Annotated in this window: 5 protein-coding genes and 1 pseudogene; 1 reads left to right on the forward strand and 5 read right to left on the reverse strand. The window is 72.0% G+C overall.

Annotation, left to right across the window (positions count from 1 at the left end; genetic code table 11):
• Positions 1–21 precede the first annotated feature (21 nt).
• The 5 genes and pseudogenes from OV079_RS50720 to OV079_RS50740 all read right to left on the reverse strand — a co-directional run bounded on the left by OV079_RS50720 (position 22) and on the right by OV079_RS50740 (position 17,195).
• A complete protein-coding gene (locus tag OV079_RS50720; protein ID WP_267777757.1) occupies positions 22–2,307 on the reverse strand; it encodes a condensation domain-containing protein in 2,286 nt (761 codons plus the stop codon).
• Complete coding sequence (locus tag OV079_RS50725; protein ID WP_267777759.1) at positions 2,304–3,485, reverse strand: AMP-binding protein; 1,182 nt, start codon at positions 3,483–3,485, stop codon at positions 2,304–2,306. The genes OV079_RS50720 and OV079_RS50725 overlap by 4 nt, the downstream gene beginning before the upstream one ends.
• A complete protein-coding gene (locus OV079_RS50730; RefSeq protein WP_267777760.1) occupies positions 3,431–13,195 on the reverse strand; it encodes a non-ribosomal peptide synthetase in 9,765 nt (3,254 codons plus the stop codon). The genes OV079_RS50725 and OV079_RS50730 overlap by 55 nt, the downstream gene beginning before the upstream one ends.
• Before the next feature lie 59 nt (positions 13,196–13,254).
• Positions 13,255–14,592, reverse strand: a pseudogene (locus OV079_RS50735) (AMP-binding protein); the annotation flags it as partial.
• Between the two features lie 8 nt (positions 14,593–14,600).
• Positions 14,601–17,195 carry an amino acid adenylation domain-containing protein gene (locus tag OV079_RS50740; protein WP_267777761.1) on the reverse strand — a complete coding sequence of 865 codons (2,595 nt, stop codon included), beginning with the start codon at positions 17,193–17,195 and terminating at the stop codon, positions 14,601–14,603.
• A gap of 235 nt (positions 17,196–17,430) precedes the next feature.
• Here OV079_RS50740 and OV079_RS50745 point away from each other — a divergent pair, with 235 nt between their 5' ends.
• The gene (locus OV079_RS50745) at positions 17,431–17,625 is read left to right on the forward strand and encodes a hypothetical protein (RefSeq protein WP_267777763.1); all 195 of its coding nucleotides are present in this window, start codon (positions 17,431–17,433) and stop codon (positions 17,623–17,625) included.
• Positions 17,626–17,676 lie beyond the last annotated feature (51 nt).

Consider the following 17,676-nt stretch of genomic DNA (forward strand, 5'->3'; position numbering starts at 1 on the left):
GCCGAGCTTGCGATGGATCTGTCAGTTGCAAGGCGCGTCCTCCCCGTCGGCCGAGCTGCAGCACGCGATGAGTCGCCGCAGCGACGAGAGGAACGCTCCCGCGATCCGCTCGATCGTCGAGGCCTCATGGACGGCGCGGCTGAAGCTCCAGGCGAGCCGCAGCCGTCCGTCCACCACGATGCAGCTCACCACGAGCTCATGAAACAGGGCCGTGTTCGGGCTGATGCTCGAATGCGCCGTCCCGTCGAATGTCCACGGCGATCCGGCCTCGTACTGCCCGAGGTAGTTGAACACCACCGGCATCGGTACGGCGAGCGACGCGCGTACGTGGGCGTCTGGATGCGCATACCGCAGCCAGCCGTACCCGAGGCCCCGGCCGGGCACGGCGCGCAGCTGCTCCCTCACGTCATTCAGCAGCGCCGCAGGATCGCGGCCCTGCTGCACGCTCAGCCACAGCGGGAACAGGGTCGAGAACCATCCCAGGGTGCGGGACACGTCCACGTCCGCCACGACCGGCTCGCGACCGTGGTGCTGCAGCGCCACGCAGACCGTATCCGTCGCGGAGGCGGCGCTCAGCGCGGACGCGAGGGCCGCCAGCAGGACGGCGTCGATCTCCGTCCCCTGCCGCGAGCCCACGGCGCGCAGGAGGGCGCTGGTGTCTGCCGGGGCGAGCTCCACCTCCACGGTGCGGCTGTCGCCGAAGGTCCCCGGCGCGCAGTCGCGGTCTCGCACGATCGGAGGGATGCGACGAGCGCATTGCGCCTGCCAGTACGCGAGCTCCGGCGTCAAGCCGCCGCCGGCGACGAACGCGTGGAGCCGCTCGGACCACTGACGGAGGGACGTCGTCTTGGGCCCGAGCTCCGGTGTCCGCCCGGCGAGCAGCGCCTCGCATGCGCGCTGCAGGTCCTCGCACACGATGCGCCACGACATGCCGTCGGTGATGAGGTGGTGGAGGACGAGGACGAGCTGCGCGCCGCCTTCGCCGAGGTCCAGCCAGGCAGCGCGGCAGATCGGGCCGCTCTCCAGATTCATGCCGCGTTGCAACCTCGCCACCGCCTCGACCGCCGCGGCGTCGCGGGCCGAGCGATCCAGCGGCGAAAGATCCACCCGCTCGAGCGCGACGGTCGCCCCCGCCTCGTGCTCCTGAACCCAACCGGACTCGGTGCGACGGTATCGCAGCCGCACCGCGTCGTGCTGCTCCGCGACGATCCGCAGCGCCTCCGCGGCGATCTCGGGCGAGAGCGCGGGCGGCGGCGTCCAGCGCATCGCGGGGCAGTAGTGATGCGCGTCGACGGGGTCCCCGTCCAGGAACCAGAGCTGGATCGGCGTCAGCGGCACCGTCCCGACGACGGCTCCCTGCTCCGCCAGCACGGCGCTGTCTCGGCGCACCACCAGCGCGAGCTCGGCCACCGTCTGATGCGTGAACATGTCGCGCGCCGTGAGGTGGAGGCCGGCTCGCTTGGCGCGACCGATCACCTGCAGCGCGAGGATCGAGTCTCCGCCGAGCGAGAAGAAGTTGTCGTGGATCCCGAGCGGCGACCGCTGCAGCACCGCAGACCACAGCTCGGCGAGCACGCGCTCGAACTCGGTCCGCGGCGCCACGGTCGACGCCTCGACCACGTCGCGCGTCACGTCGGGCGGCGGCAGCGCCTTGCGATCCACCTTGCCGGCGGGGCTCAGCGGCAGCGCCGTGCGCCGCACGAACCGCGAGGGGACCATGTACGCCGGCAGCGCGGCCCCGAGGTGCTCACGCAGCGCATCGTCGGTGCATCCGCGCTCGCCCGGGACCACGTGCGCGACCAGGCGACTGTCCCCGGGGACAGGTTCCCACACGACCACGGCGCACGCGCGCACGCCCGGGTGCGACGACAGCACCGCCTCGATCTCCCCGAGCTCGATGCGGAAGCCGCGGATCTTGACCTGGTGATCGATGCGCCCGAGGAACTCCAGCGCTCCGTTCGCGTCCCACCGGACGAGGTCGCCGGCGCGGTACATCCGCGCCCCGGGCACGGCGGAGAACGGGTCGGGCACGAAGCGCTCGGCCGTCAGTTCGGGCCGGTTCAGATAGCCGCGCGCGAGTCCGGCTCCGCCGATGTACAGCTCGCCCGGGACGCCCACCGGCGTCTGCCGCAGGTTGTTGTCGACCACGTAGAGCTGCGTATTGGCGATGCCTCGACCGAGCCGGACGGGGCCCGGTCCGGGGTCGACGCGAGACAGCGCGGACCAGATCGTCGTCTCGGTCGGCCCATACACGTTCCACACCGGGGACGCCCTGCGCGTCAGCTCGCGCGCCAGATCCGGCGTCATGGCCTCTCCGCCGCACAGCGCCTGCAGGGCCTCTCGCCCGTCCAGCCGGCGTCCAGCACCATGCGCCAGGTGGCCGGCGTCGCCTGCATCATCGTCGCGCGCTCGAGTGCCCGCACCAGCGCCTCGCCGTCGCTCGCGTCGTCGCGGGACGCCAGGTGGATCGAGGCGCCCCGGATCAGCGGCATGAACAGCTCGAGCCCGGCGATGTCGAACGACATCGAGGTCACCGCCAGCAGAACGTCATGGGGCCCGATCTTCGTCTGCTCGGCGAAGGCGTGCAGCAGGTTCGTCAGCGCGGCGTGCAAGATCTGGACGCCCTTGGGCCGCCCCGTCGAACCCGACGTGTAGAGCACGTAGCTCGCGTGGTCCGGCCGCACGGGGACCGCGAGCGGCGTGTGCGGCTCCTGCCACGCGGGCGCGTCCGCGTCGAGGTGCACGGTCACGACCGCGTGCGGCGGGAGGCTGTCACGCAGGCGCGCCTGCGTGAGCAGCACGGCGGGCCGCGCGTCCGTCAGCATGAAGGCCAGTCGCTCTCGCGGATAGCTCGGGTCGAGCGGCACGTAGGCCCCGCCCGCCTTGAGGATCCCCAGCAGCCCCACGACCATCTCGAGCGACCGCTCGACGCACAGCGCCACCAGCACCTCGGGGCCGACGCCGAGCCCGCGCAGGTGATGGGCCAGCTGGTTCGAGCGCTCGTCGAGCTCCTGGTAGGTCAGCCGCTGCTCGCCGAACACCAGCGCCACCGCGGTCGGCGTCCGCCTGGCCTGCGCCGCGAACAGCTCGTGGGTGCACCTGTCTGCGGGACCGGCCGCCGCGGTGTCGTTCCACGCCGCGAGGTTCGCGTGCTCCGCCGCCGTCAGGAGGTCCAGCTGCGACAGGCGCCTGTCCGGATGGAGCACCCCGTCCTGCACCAACACCTGCAGGTGGCTGGCGAGCCGCTCCACCGCGCCGGCGTCCACGCGGCTCGTATCGTAGGTCAGGGAGACCTCGGTCCCCTCCGCGTCGTGAAGCACCCCGAGCGCCAGCGCCTGCTTCGCGGTCACCACGCCGGCGGGCACCACGTCGTGGCGCGGTGACCAGCGGGTCGCGGCGCCGGGGCTCGTCGGCGTCACCTCGAAGAAGGTCACGTCGAACAGCGGGTTCTCGCCGGCCTGCCGCGACAGCCCCTGATCCTGCACGACGACGTCGAACGGCAGCGCCTGGTGCTCATAGTCTCGAGCGCCGTCCGCCGCGCTCGCGCGAGCAGCTCGGCGAACGTGGGATCGCCGGAGAGGTCGGTGCGCAGCACCACGGTGTTGGTGAAGAACCCGAGCAGGTCGGCCGTGCCCGGCACCTCGCGGTTCGCGATCACGGCGCCGAGCCCGAAGTCCGTCTGGCCGCTGTACCGCGACAGCACCGCGGTGAGGGCGGCATACCAGGCCATGAAGAGGGTGCATCCGTGGGCCCGCGCGAGCGCCTGCAGCCCGCGGCTCGCCTCCGGCGGGACGCGAAGCGCGACGCTGGCTTCGAGGCCGGGGCCGCTCGCCGGCGCGGCGCGAACGATGGGCAGCTCCAGCCGCGGGACGCTCGCCAGCTTGGCCTTCCAGTAGGCCCGCGACGCCGCGAAGCCGCCGGTCGTGAGGGCCTCCTGCTCGGCGCGCGCGTAGTCGGCGAACTGGTAGGCGAGCGCCGGCAATGTGGCCGCTTCGCCGCGGCAGCACGCCTCGTAAAGGCGCGAGAGCTCGACGAGCAGCACGCCGCTCGACCACTCGTCGGTGATGATGTGGTGCTGGAGGACGAGCACGACGTGGTGCTCGGCCTCGAGGCTCACGACCAGCACGCGTGTCAGCGGTCCGGTCGCGAGATCGAAGCGGGTCGCGATCTCGGCCTCGAGGTGGGCGCGCAAGGCGACCTCTCGCGCCGCCTCGGACAGCGCCGAGACGTCCTCCACGCGCAGCGGGATCGACACGATGTCGGCCACCCTTCGCGTCAACACGCCGTCCACCTCGGGATAGGTGGTGCGGAGGATCTCCTGCCGCTCCGCGAGCTGCTTCACGCTCTCGCACAGCGCCGGCTCCGAGAGCGCGCCGCGGACGGTGAACACGTGCGGGACCTGGTACGACCGCGCCTCGGGGGCGAGCTCGTCGACGAACCAGATGCGTCGCTCGGTCCCCGAGAGGCCGTCGTACGCGGGCTCGGCCGCGCCGCGCGGGGCGGGTGAGAGGGCGAGTGCCGGTCGCGTCTCCGTCGCGGCGAGCGACGTCGCCAGGGCCGCGATCGTCGGCCGCTGCAGCAACGTGGCGAGAGTCAGCCCGAGGCCGAGCCTCGTCTTCACCGCCGACGCGACGCGCACCGCCAGGAGCGAGTGGCCGCCGAGCGCGAAGAAGTCGTCGTCGACGCCGACGGGGCGCACCTCGAGCAACTCCTCCCAGATGGCCACGAGGTCGCGCTCGAGGTCGGTCCGCGGCGCCACGAAGGCCTCGTCCGCGCCGCGGGTCGTCTCGGGGGAGGGCAGGGCCTTGCGATCGACCTTGCCGTTGGCGGAGAGCGGCAGGGCGTCGAGGAAGACGAAGCCCGACGGGAGCATGTAGTCGGGCAGGTGGCTCCGCAGGTGCTCGCGCAGCGCGGCCGTCGCGAGCGCGCCGTCCTTCGCGACGACATAGGCGACGAGGCGGTGGTTCCCCGGCGTGTCCTCGCGCGCCACGACGACGCACGACGCGACTGCAACGTGGGACGAGAGGGCCGCCTCGACCTCGCCGAGCTCGACGCGGAAGCCGCGGATCTTGACCTGATGATCGGCGCGGCCGAGGAACTCGAGCTCGCCGTCCTCGTTCCAGCGCGCGAGGTCGCCGGTGCAGTACATGCGGGCGCCCGGCTCGTGGGCGAACGGATCCGGCACGAAGCGCTCGGCGGTCATGGCGGGCCGATTCAAATAGCCGCGGGCGAGGCCGACGCCGGCGAGGTGGATCTCACCGGGCATGCCGATGGGGACCGGTCGCTGGGCAGCGTCGAGCAGGCAGAGGCGCACGCCATGGATGGGCCGACCGATGGAGAACCGCTCGGGCCGCGACGGATCGAACCAGGCCTGAGCCGCGAAGATGCTGCACTCGGTGGGGCCGTAGGAGTTGAGGACCTGGCGACCCTCGGCCCACTGCGCGACCAGAGAGGGCGGCGTCTTGTCGCCGGCGAGGGTGATGTGGCGGAGGGCCGGCGCGGGGCACCGGAGCACGCGCAACATGGCGGGGGGGATGAAGGAGAAGGTGATGGCGCGGTGCTCGAGGCACTCGGCGATGCCCTCGACGGCGTCGTAGGCGTTGCTGGGCAACACGCAGGTGGCGCCGTTGCAGAGGGAGAGCATCCAGTCGACGATGGCGCCGTCGAAGGCGACGGCGGCGCTGAAGAGGATGCGATCGCCGGGATGAACGGGGATGTGCCGGCGCTGGAAGGCGACGCGGGCGGCGAGGCCGCGATGCTCGTTGACGACGGGCTTGGGCTTGCCGGTGGAGCCCGAGGTGAAGACGACGTAGTTGGCGTGCTCGAGGGTCACGCCGCTCGCGGGCGGGGTGATGGGCTGGGAGGCCCACTGCGGCGCATCGACGTCGAGCCGCACCACCGTCACGCCCGGCGCCGAGAGTCGGACGTCCGCGTGCGTCAGCAAGACCGGCGCTTCGGCCTCGGCGAGGAGGAGCGAGAGCCGATCCGGCGGAGACGACGGGTCGAGCGGGACGAAGGCGCCGCCCGCCTTCAAGATCGCGACCAGGCCCACGACCATGGCGAACGACCGCTCGACGCACACCGCGACGCGGACCTCGGGCCCGACGCCGAGGGCGCGCAGGTGGTGCGCGAGCTGATTCGCTTGCGCCTCGAATTCGCCGTAGCGAAGTTGCTGGCCGTCCTGCTCGAGCGCCACGGCCTGCGGGGCCTTGGCCGCCTGCTCGGCGATCAGCTCGTGAATGCATCGGGCAGCAGGATCGGCCGGCGGCGCGACGTTCCACGCCGCGAGTTTCTCGGTCTCCTCGTCGGTGAGCAGCTCGAGCTCGGAGATACGCCGGTGAGGATGCGCCGCGGCGTCGCTGACCAGCGTCCGCAGGTGCCCGCACAGCCGCTCGGCCGCCGTTCGCGAGACGCGCGTGGTGTCATAAAGAACCTCGACGAGGGTCCCCTCGGCCGTGTGCTGCACGGACACGGCCAGCGCGTTCTTGGCGGTCGCCACGCCCTGCGGCAACGCGTCGAGGCGCGGCGACCAGCCAGCCGCAGCAACGGTCGTGGGCGGCGTCACCTCGAAGAAGCTCACGTCGAACAGCGGGTTCTCGCCGGCCTGCCGCGACAGCCCCTGATCCTGCACGACGACGTCGAACGGCAGCGCCTGGTGCTCATAGGCGTCGAGGGCGGTCCGCCGTGTTCGCGCGAGCAGCTCGCGGAAGGACGGATCGCCCGCGAGGTCGGTGCGCAGCACCACGGTGTTGGTGAAGAACCCGAGCAGATCGGCCGTACCCGGCACCTCGCGGTTCGCAATCACGGCGCCGAGCCCGAAGTCGGTCTGGCCGCCGTACCGCGACAGCACCGCGGTGAGGGCGGCATACCAGGCCATGAAGGGCGTGCATCCGTGCTCGCGCGCGAGCGCTTGCAACCCGCGACTCGCCTCGAGCGGGACGCCGAGCGCGACGCTCGCTTCGCGGCCGCGGCCCGGGGCGGTGTCGACGATGGGCAGCTCCAGCCGCGGGACGCCTGCGAGCTTGGCCTTCCAGTAGGCCCGCGACGCCGCGAAGCCGCCGGCCGTGAGGGCCTCCTGCTCGGCGCGCGCGTGGTCGGCGAACTGGTAGGAGAGCGCCGGCAATGTCGCCGCCTCGCCGCGGCAGCACGCCTCGTACAGGCGCGAGAGCTCGGCGAGCAGCACGCCGCTGGACCACTCGTCGGTGATGATGTGGTGCTGAAGGACGAGCACGACGTGGTGCTCGGCCTCCAGGCTCACGACCAGCACGCGCGTCAGCGGTCCGGTCGTGAGGTCGAAGGGGACCGCGATCTCGGCCTCTAGGTGAGCGCGCAAGGCGACCTCTCGCGCCGATTCGGGCAGCGCCGAGACGTCCTCCACGCGCAGCGGGATCGACACGCTGCGCGCGACCGTTCGCGTCGGCACGCCGTCCACCTCGGGATAGGTGGTGCGGAGGATCTCCTGCCGCTCCGCGAGCCGCTTCACGCTCTCGCGCAGCGCCGGCTCCGAGAGCGCGCCGCGGACGACGAACACGTGCGGGACCTGGTACGACCGCGCCTCGGGGGCGAGCTTGTCGACGAACCAGATGCGCCGCTCGGTCCCCGAGAGGCCGTCGTACGCGGGCTCGGCCGCGCCGCGCGGGGCGGGCGAGAGCGCGGGCGCCGGCCGCGTCTCCGTCGCGGCCAGCGCCGCCGCCAGGGCCGCGATCGTCGGCTGCTGCAGCAACGTGGCCAGAGTCAGCCCGAGGCCGAGCCTCGCCTTCACCGCCGACACGACGCGCACCGCGAGGAGCGAGTGGCCGCCGAGCGCGAAGAAGTCGTCGTCGACGCCGATGGGGCGCGCCTCGAGCAGATCCTCCCAGATGGCCACGAGGGCGCGCTCGAGGTCGGTGCGCGGCGCAACGCAGGCCTCTGCCGCGCGGGTGGTCTCGGGGGAGGGCAGGGCCTTGCGATCGACCTTGCCGTTGGGGTTGAGCGGCAGGGCGTCGAGGAAGACGAACGCCGACGGGACCATGTAGTCCGGCAGGCTGGCACCGAGCGATCCTCGCAGCTCGCTCATGGCGAGGTCGTCACCGACCACGTAGGCCACCAGGCGCTTGTCGCCGGTCGCGTCCTCGCGAGCGACGACGACGCAGTCGCGCACCGACGAATGCGCGGCGAGGGCAGCCTCGATCTCGCCGAGCTCGATGCGGAAGCCGCGGATCTTGACCTGATGATCGATGCGGCCGAGGAACTCGATGGCGCCGTCGTCGCGAAGGCGGGCCAGGTCGCCGGTGCGATACATGCGGGCGCCGGGCTCCGAGAACGGATCCGGCACGAAGCGCTCGGCGGTCAGGCCGGGGCGGCCGAGGTAGCCGCGGGCGAGCTGGACGCCCGACAGATACAGCTCGCCCGCGACGCCGACGGCAACCGGGCGGAGCGCGGCGTCGAGGACGTAGGTGCGGGTGTTGTCGATCGGCCGACCGATCGGCACCGGTCCCGACTCGTCGGGCCGGCAGGCGTGGCTGGTGACGTCGATGGCGGCTTCGGTGGGGCCGTAGAGGTTGTGGAGCTCGCCGCGATTGCCCGCGTACCAGGCGTCCCGCAGGTGCCCGGGGAGCGCCTCGCCGCTGGCGAAGACGAGGCGCAGCGAGGCGCGCTCGCGGGGCTCGGTGGCGGCCAGGAAGACGCCGAGCATCGACGGGACGAAGTGGATCACGGTGACGCCGGCGGTGGCGATGAGGGCCGCGAGGTAGCGCGGATCCTTGTGCCCCTCGGGGGCGGCGATCACCATGCGGGCGCCTTCCAACAGCGGCCACCACAGCTCCCAGCCGGACACGTCGAACGACAGCGGCGTCTTCTGCAAGATCGCGTCGCTGGTGGAGAGGCCGTAGGTGCGCTGCATCCAGCGCAGGCGATTGTCGAGGCCGCGATGGGTGTTGAGGACGCCCTTGGGCCGGCCCGTGGAGCCCGAGGTGTAGATGACGTAGATCGCGTGATCCGGGCCGACGTCGACGGCAGGGGACGTGCGCGGCAGGTGCTGCCAGGCGGGCACGTCGAGATGCACGACCGCCAGCTCCTGCGGCGGCAGGCTGTCACGCAGGTGCGCCTGCGTGAGCAACACGGCGGGTCGCGCGTCGGCCAGCATGAAGGCCAGCCGGTCCTGCGGATAGCTCGAGTCGAGCGGCACGTAGGCCCCGCCCGCCTTGAGGATCGCCAGCAGCCCGACGAGCATCTCGAGCGACCGTTCGACGCATAGCGCCACCCGCACCTCCGGGCCGACGCCCAGCTCGCGGAGGTGATGGGCCAGCTGGTTGGAGCGCTCGTCGAGCTCGCGATAGTTCAGTTGCTGGTCGCCGAACACCAGCGCCACGGCGTCCGGAGTCCGCGCGGCCTGCTCCTCGAACAGCTGATGAATGCACCGCGCCGGCGGATACGCCACGGCGGTGTCGTTCCACGCCGCGAGCTCCGCGAGCTCCGCCTCCGTCAGCAGATCGAGCTCCGCCAGGCGCCTGTCCGGGTGCGCGACCATGTCGAGGAGGACGGTCCGCAGGTGGCCCCACAGCTGCGCGATGTCTTCGTCGCGCAGCGCCGCGGGTTCCCACATCCAGCGCAAGTCGAGGGTCGTGCCCGCGGCCACCGTGATGGCGAGCGGGTAGCTCGTCTGCTCGAAGGCCTGGAACTCCTCGATCGGCAGGGACTCGGCTCGTTGCGCCGCTTCGTCCACCGGGTAGTTCTCGAACACGAGGAGCGTGTCGAACAGCGCGCGACCGCCACCCACCGCGCTCGCGCGCTGCACCTCGTACAGCGGGGTCGCCTCGTGGGCGCGCAGCTCGACCTGCTCGGCTTGCAGGCGCTGCAGCCACTCGAGGACGCGCTCCGAGCCCGACCACCGCGCCCGCAGCGGCAAGGTGTTGATGAACAGGCCGACCATCCGCTCGATGCCGCGGAGAGGCGCGCCGCGACCGGAGGTCGTCATGCCGAAGACGACATCCGTCCGCCCGGTGGTACGGCCGAGGAGCTGCGCGAGCGCTCCCTGCACCACCGTGTTCAGGGTCAGGCCGTGCCGTCGCGCAAAGGTCGTGATCGCCTCGGTCTCGGCGGCGGTCAGCGAGGTGTCACGCTGCCGGTGCTCCCGCGTCGCCTCTGCAGGGGTCGCCGCGGGCGGCGGGAACGGCAGCCGCGTCGGCTCCTCGACGCCGGCCAGGTACGCGGCGAAGAACGCCGACGACGCCTCGCGGTCGCGGGTCGCGAGCCAGGCGATGTACCGCTCGTAGGCCACCGGCTCCGGCAGCGCGAGCCGACGCCCACCCCGGTGCGCGGCATAGGCGGCCTGCAGCTCCGCGAGCACGACCGGCATCGACCAGCCGTCGGCCAGGATGTGATGCGTGGTCTTCACCATCCACGTCCGACCTCCGGGCATGCGCACGAGCACGACCCGCGCCAGCGGGGCCCGTGCGAAGTCGAAGCCGGCCGCCCGCTCCTCGCGCCGCAGCGCCTCCCACCGCGCCTCCGCCTCGCCGGCGTCCAGCGCGGACCAGTCGTACGTCGGCATAGCGAAGGCGACGCTCCTCCGGACCACCTGCAGCGGCTCCGGGACGCCCTGCCACAGGAAAGCCGTCCGATACACCGCCTGGCGGGCGAACACGGTCTTCCACGCGCTCTCGAGCGCCGCGGCGTCGACGTCGCCTCCCAGCCGCAGCGCGAGCTGGACGGTGTAGGTCGGCGACTCCGGCTCGTTCAGGGCGTGGAACAACAGCCCCGCCTGCAGCGGCGAGAGCGGGTAGACGCCCTCGACGTCGCGCAGGGTCCCGAACAGCCCGTCCAGCGCCGGCTGATCGAGCCGCGCGAGCGGGAAGTCCGAGGGCGTGTAGCCGAACGCTTCGCCCGAGGCGCAGTGGGCGATGATTCGTCGCAGGGCGGCGACGAACCGCGCTGCGAGGCGCGCCACCGTCGATTCGTCGTGGATCGCCGAGCTGTACGTCCATTCGAACCGCAGCCGCCCCTGCCACACGCCGCCGTTCACCGCGAGCGCGTGCCACAGCGCCATCCGCGAGCTCGTGGTCCGCCCCGTCGGCTCCGCCGCCGGTCCGAACAACCCCCGGCCCTGCGCCGCCATGTCGAGCTGCCCGAGGTAATTGAACACCACCTGCGGATCCACCGAGAGTGCGGCGCGCACCGCCGCGTCGGGGTGCGCGTACCGCAGCCAGCCGTATCCGAAGCCGCGGTTCGGCACCGATCGGAGCTGCTCCTTGACCCCCTTCAGCAGCGTCGCCGGATCGTCGGTCTCCGGGACCGTCAGCCACACCGGGAACATCGACGTGAACCAGCCGACGGTGCGGGACACGTCGACGTCCTCGATCAGCGCTTCGCGCCCGTGCCCTTCGAGGGTGACGCACACCGTGTCCGTGTCGCAGAACGAGCTCAACGCCGCCGCGAGCGCCGAGAGCAGGACATCGTTGATCTCGGTGCGGTACGCCGCGCTCACGTCGTGCAGGAGCGCCCGGGTCTCTGCCTCGGACAGCTCCACGTCCACGGTTCGACTGTCTCCGACCGTGCCCGGCGCCGCCTCGCGGTCGCGCGGCAGCGGGGTGATGCCCTGCGCGCATCGAGCTCGCCAGAAGTCGAGCTCGTGCGACAGGCCGCCGGCCGCGACGAACGCGTGCAGCCGCTCCGACCACTGCCGGAACGAGGTCGTCTTGGCCGCGAGCTCGGGCGTCCGCCCGGCCAGCAGGGCCTCGCAGGCGCGCTCGAGGTCCTCGTGCAAGATCCGCCACGACACCCCGTCCACCACGAGGTGGTGCACGACGAGCAGCAGCCGCGCGCCCTCCTCGCCCACATCCAGCCACGCCGCGCGGGCCACCGGACCCGCGGACAGCGACAGGCCGGCTTGCAGATCGTTCGCCGCGGCCTCCACGGCGGCCCTGCGCGCGCCGGGCGGCAGCGCCGAGAGGTCGGTCCGCTCGAGCGGCAGCGCCACCGCCTCCGCGTGGCTCTGCACCCACCCGGACTCGGTATGGTGATACCGCAAGCGCAGCGCGTCGTGCTGCCGCAATACGACCTGCAACGCCTCGCTCACGAGCGCGGGCGACAGCGCAGACGACGGCGTCCACATCCAGGCCTGATTGAAATGGTGGGCCTCTTCGGGGTCCTTGCTCAAGAACCACTGCTGGCTCGGCGTCAGCAGAGCCGTGCCGGTCACCGCCTGCTCCGCCACGGCCGCGCTCGATCGACGCGCCACCTGCACCAGCTTCGCGATCGTCTGGTGCATGAACATGTCGCGCACCGTCACGTGCAAGCCGGCGCGCTTGGCCCGGCCCACCACCTGGATCGCCAGGATCGAGTCTCCGCCGAGCGCGAAGAAGTTGTCGTGGAGCCCGACCGACGTGGCGCGCAGCACCTCCGTCCAAACTTCCGCGAGCGCTCGCTCCGCTTCGGTGCGCGGCGCGACGTACGACGTCTCCGCGGTCTGCCGCGTGTCACTGGGGGCAGGCAGCCGCTTGCGATCGACCTTGCCGTTGGCGGAGAGCGGCAGGGCGTCGAGGAAGACGAAGCCCGACGGGAGCATGTAGTCGGGCAGGTGGCTCCGCAGGTGCTCGCGCAGCACGTTCGCCGCGAGCGCGCCGTCCTGCGCGACGACATAGGCGACGAGGTGCTTGTTCCCCGGCGAATCTTCGCGCGCCACGACGACGCACGACGCGACTGCAACGTGGGACGAGAGGGCCGCCTCGACCTCGCCGAGCTCGACGCGGAAGCCGCGGATCTTGACCTGATGATCGGCGCGGCCGAGGAACTCGAGCTCGCCGTCCTCGTTCCAGCGCGCGAGGTCGCCGGTGCAGTACATGCGGGCGCCGGGCTCGTGGGCGAACGGATCCGGCACGAAGCGCTCGGCGGTCATGGCGGGCCGATTCGAGCAACCTCGCGCCAGTCCGACGCCGGCGAGGTGGATCTCACCGGGCATGCCGATGGGGACGGGTCGCTGGGCAGCGTCGAGCACGTAGAGGCGCACGCCATGGATGGGCCGACCGATGGAGAACCGCTCGGGCCGCGACGGATCGAACCAGGCCTGAGCCGCGAAGATGCTGCACTCGGTGGGGCCGTAGGAGTTGAGGACCTGGCGACCCTCGGCCCACTGCGCGACCAGGGCAGGCGGGGTGCCGTCGCCGGCGAGGGTGATGTGGCGGAGGGCCGGCGCGGGGCAACGGAGCACCCGCAACATGGCGGGGGGATGAAGGAGAAGGTGATGGCGCGGTGCTCGAGGCACTCGGCGATGCCCTCGACGGCGTCGTAGGCGTTGCTGGGCAGCACGCAGGTGGCGCCGTTGCAGAGGGAGAGCATCCAGTCGACGATGGCGCCGTCGAAGGCGACGGCGGCGCTGAAGAGGATGCGATCACCAGGATGGACGGGGATGTGCCGGCGCTGGAAGGCGACGCGGGCGGCGAGGCCGCGATGCTCGTTGACGACGGGCTTGGGCTTGCCGGTCGAGCCCGAGGTGAACACGACGTAGTTGGCGTGCTCGAGGGTCACGCCGCTCGCGGGCGGGGTGCTCGGTTGTGCGGCCCATTGCGCAGCATCGACGTCGAGCCGCACCACCGCCACGCCGGGTGCCTCGAAGCGACCCTCGAGGTCCGCGCGCGTCAATAGCACCGGCGCCTCGGCCTCGGCGAGGAGGAGCGAGAGCCGATCCGGCGGAGACGACGGGTCGAGCGGGACGAAGGCGCCGCCTGCTTTCAAGATCGCGACCAGGCCCACGACCATGGCGAACGACCGCTCGACGCACACCGCGACGCGCACCTCGGGCCCGACGCCGAGGGCGCGCAGGTGATGCGCCAGCTGATTCGCCTGCGCCTCGAATTCGCCGTAGCAAAGCTGCTGGCCGTCCTGCTCGAGCGCCACGGCCTGCGGGGCCTTGGTCGCCTGCTCGGCGATCAGCTCGTGGATGCACCGAGCAGCCGGATCGGCCGGCGGCGCGACGTTCCACGCGGCGAGTTTTTCGGTCTCCTCGTCGGTGAGCAGCGCGAGCTGCGACACCCGTCGGTCCGGGTGCGCCGCCGCGTCGGTCACCAGCGTCGTCAGGTGCCCGCCCAGCCGCTCGGCCGCCGTTCGCGACACGCGGGTGGTGTCGTAAAGAACCTCGACGAGGGTCCCCTCGGCGGTGTGCTGCACGGACACGGCCAGCGCGTTCTTGGCGGTCGTCACCCCCTGCGGCACGGCGCCGAGGCGCGTCGACCAGCCGGATGCCGCATCCATCGTCGGCGGCGTCACCTCGAAGAAGGTCACGTCGAACAGCGGGTTCTCGCCGGCCTGCCGCGCCAGCCCTTGATCCTGCACGACGACGTCGAACGGCAGGGCCTGGTGCTCATAGGCGTCGAGGGCGGTCCGCCGCGCCCGCGCGAGCAGCTCGCGGAACGTGGGATCGCCCGCGAGGTCGGTGCGCAGCACCACGGTGTTGGTGAAGAACCCCAGCATCGCCTCGGTCCCGGCGATCTGGCGATTCGCCACCACCGCGCCGAGCCCGAAGTCCTGCTGGCCGCTGTACCGCGACAGCACCGCCGCGAGCGCGGCATACCAGGCCATGAAAGGCGTCGCGGCGCCCTCGTGGGCGAGCGCCTGCATCCGGCGGCTCACCTCCGGCGACAGGCGGAGCGAGGCCTGACCTTCGGGCCCCGAGACCGCTCCCGCAGCGGGAGCGACGATCGAGAGGTCGAGCCGCGGTACGTCGGCGAGGGCCTCTTCCAGTAGGCCCGCGCCGCCGCGAGCCCGTCGCCCGCGAGGGCCGACCGCTCGGCCCGCGCATAGTCCGAGTATTGATAGGCGAGGGCAGGCAGCGCGGCCGTCTCCCCGCGGCGCGACGCTTCGTACAGCGACGAGAGCTCCGCCAGCAGCAGCCCCCAGGACCACTCGTCGGTGATGATGTGATGCTGATGCACGACGACGACGTGCCTGTCCGCGGCTGTCGTCACGGCCAGGACACGGGTCAGGGGCCCACGCTCCAGATCGAAGCGGGCCTCCACCTCGGCGGCGAGCAGCGCCCGCAACGCCGCATCGCGCTCCGCCTCGGGCAGCGACGAGACGTCCTCCACGCGGATCGGGACGCGCACGTCCTCGGACACCTCTCGCCGCGGCGTGCCGTCCACCTCCGGATAGGTCGTGCGCAGGATCGCGTGGCGCAACGCCAGCGCGCGCACGCTCTCCCGCAGCGCCGGAGCACACAGCGCGGACGCCACCTCGAACACGTGCGGGATCTGGTACGACCTCGCCTGCGGCGACAGCTTTTCGAGGAACCACATGCGCCGCTCCGTGCCCGACAGGCCCGCGAACGGCGCCTCGTCGTCCGCTCGCGGCGACAGGCCGAGCCGCGGCGCCGGTCGCTCCGCCCGCGAGTCCAGGAGGATCGCCAGCGCCTCGATCGTCGGGTTGCGAAACAGCGCGGCCAGGCTCGGCGCGCCCCCGAATCGCGCCTGGATGGCGGACACGACGCGAAAGGCGAGGAGCGAGTGACCCCCCAGCAGGAAGAAATCGTCGTTGACGCCGATGGGCCGGGCCGCGAGCAGCTCCTCCCAGATGGCCACGAGGGCGCGCTCGAGGTCGGTGCGCGGCGCCACGTAGGTGTCTGCCGCGCGAGTGGTCTCGGGGGCGGGCAGGGCCTTGCGATCGACCTTGCCGTTGGGGCTGAGCGGCAGGGCGTCGAGGAAGACGAACGCCGACGGGACCATGTAGTCCGGCAGGCTGGCGGCGAGCGATCCTCGCAGCTCGCTCACCGCGACGTCGCCGACCACGTAGGCCACCAGGCGCTTGTCGCCGGTCGCGTCTTCACGAGCGACGACGACGCAATCGCGCACGGAAGGGTGCGCGGCGAGGGCGGCCTCGATCTCGCCGAGCTCGATGCGGAAGCCGCGGATCTTGACCTGATGATCGATGCGGCCGAGGAACTCGATGGCGCCGTCGTCGCGAAAGCGGGCGAGGTCGCCGGTGCGATACATGCGGGCGCCCGGCTCCGAGAACGGATCCGGCACGAATCGCTCGGCGGTCAAGCCGGGGCGGTCGAGGTAGCCGCGGGCGAGCTGGACGCCCGACAGATACAGCTCGCCCTCGACGCCGACGGGGACCGGGCGAAATGCGGCGTCGAGGACGTAGGTGCGGGTGTTGTCGATGGGCCGACCGATCGGCACCGGCCCCGTCTCCTCGGGCCGGCAGGCGTGGCTGGTGACGTCGATGGCGGCTTCGGTGGGGCCGTAGAGGTTGTGGAGCTCGCCGCGATTGCCCGCGTACCAGGCGTCCCGCAGGTGCCCGGGGAGCGCCTCGCCGCTGGCGAAGACGAGGCGCAGCGAAGCGCGCTCGCGGGGCTCGGTCGCCGCCAGGAAGACGCCGAGCATCGACGGGACGAAGTGGATCACGGTGACGCCGGCGGTGGCGATGAGGGCCGCGAGGTAGCGCGGATCCTTGTGCCCCTCGGGGGCGGCGATCACCATGCGGGCGCCTTCCAACAGCGGCCACCACAGCTCCCAGCCGGACACGTCGAACGACAGCGGCGTCTTCTGCAAGATGGCGTCGCTGGCGGTGAGGCCGTAGGCGCGCTGCATCCAGCGCAGACGATTGTCGAGGCCGCGATGGGTGTTGAGGACGCCCTTGGGCCGGCCCGTGGAGCCCGAGGTGTAGATGACGTAGATCGCGTGATCCGGGCCGACGTCGACGGCAGGGGACGTGCGCGGCAGGTGCTGCCACGCGGGCGCGTCCGCGTCGAGGTGCACGGTCTCGACCGAGTGCGGCGGCAGGCTGTCACGCAGGCGCGCCTGCGTGAGCAGCACGGCGGGCCGCGCGTCGGCCAACATGAAGGCCAGCCGGTCCTGCGGATAGCCCGGGTCGAGCGGCACGTAGGCGCCGCCCGCCTTGAGGATCGCCAGCAGCCCGACGAGCATCTCGAGCGAGCGCTCGACGCACAGGGCGACCCGCACCTCCGGGCCGACGCCCAGCTCGCGGAGGTGATGGGCCAGCTGATTCGCGCGCTCGTCGAGCTCGCGGTACGTCAGCTGCCGGACGCCGAACACCAGCGCCACGGCGTGCGGCGTGCGGGCGGCCTGCTCCTCGAACCGCTGGTGGACGCACTGCGCCGGCGGATAAGCCACGGCGGTGTCGTTCCACGCCGCCAGCCGACGCAGCTCGTCCGAGGTGAGCCCGATCGGGCGCATCGGTTCGGCCACGGCGGCCCAGAGGAGCACGCCTTCAGCGTCGTGCTGCGCCGCGACATTCAGCTCCGACCTCGGCTCGACCCCGCGAATGTCCCGGCTCTCGTCGTGCATGCTCATCGTAGGTCCTGATCGATTCCCCTGGCATCCATCCGCGCGCAGGCCACACCGAGCGTCGTACCGATCACGCTCGTGCCCGCGGGTCGACCTCGGGTCCGGCCTCTCGTGATCGATCTCGGCAACCTCGCCTCCCTCACCTTCGAGTGCGATGGCGGTGCCGCCGTCGCTGACGCCCTGCGGGGATCCGGAGCTTGCCGTCATCGCGGAAAACCGCGTTCACATTCGGCTCGTCTTCGAAGAGAGAAAAGACATCATCGTGCTCCGGGCGTGGGCCCCCGCGACCGTGACGGACGCGCGGCCGTTTCTGCCGTATTTCGCTCGAGCGTCGCGTATTCATAAATGACGGATTGGTCGGGGAAATCGACCGAGGCCGTGGTGTGCTGACGTCATCGCG

This window comes from Nannocystis pusilla (genome assembly GCF_026626665.1).
Taxonomy (GTDB): Bacteria; Myxococcota_A; Polyangia; order Nannocystales; family Nannocystaceae; genus Nannocystis; species Nannocystis pusilla.

Bases quoted from the DNA above. Each gene is read 5' to 3' on its own strand.
- OV079_RS50730 (WP_267777760.1), bottom strand. From the start codon at position 13,195: ATGTTGCGGGTGCTCCGTTGCCCCGCGCCGGCCCTCCGCCACATCACC.
- OV079_RS50745 (WP_267777763.1), top strand. From the start codon at position 17,431: ATGGCGGTGCCGCCGTCGCTGACGCCCTGCGGGGATCCGGAGCTTGCC.
- OV079_RS50720 (WP_267777757.1), bottom strand. From the start codon at position 2,307: ATGACGCCGGATCTGGCGCGCGAGCTGACGCGCAGGGCGTCCCCGGTG.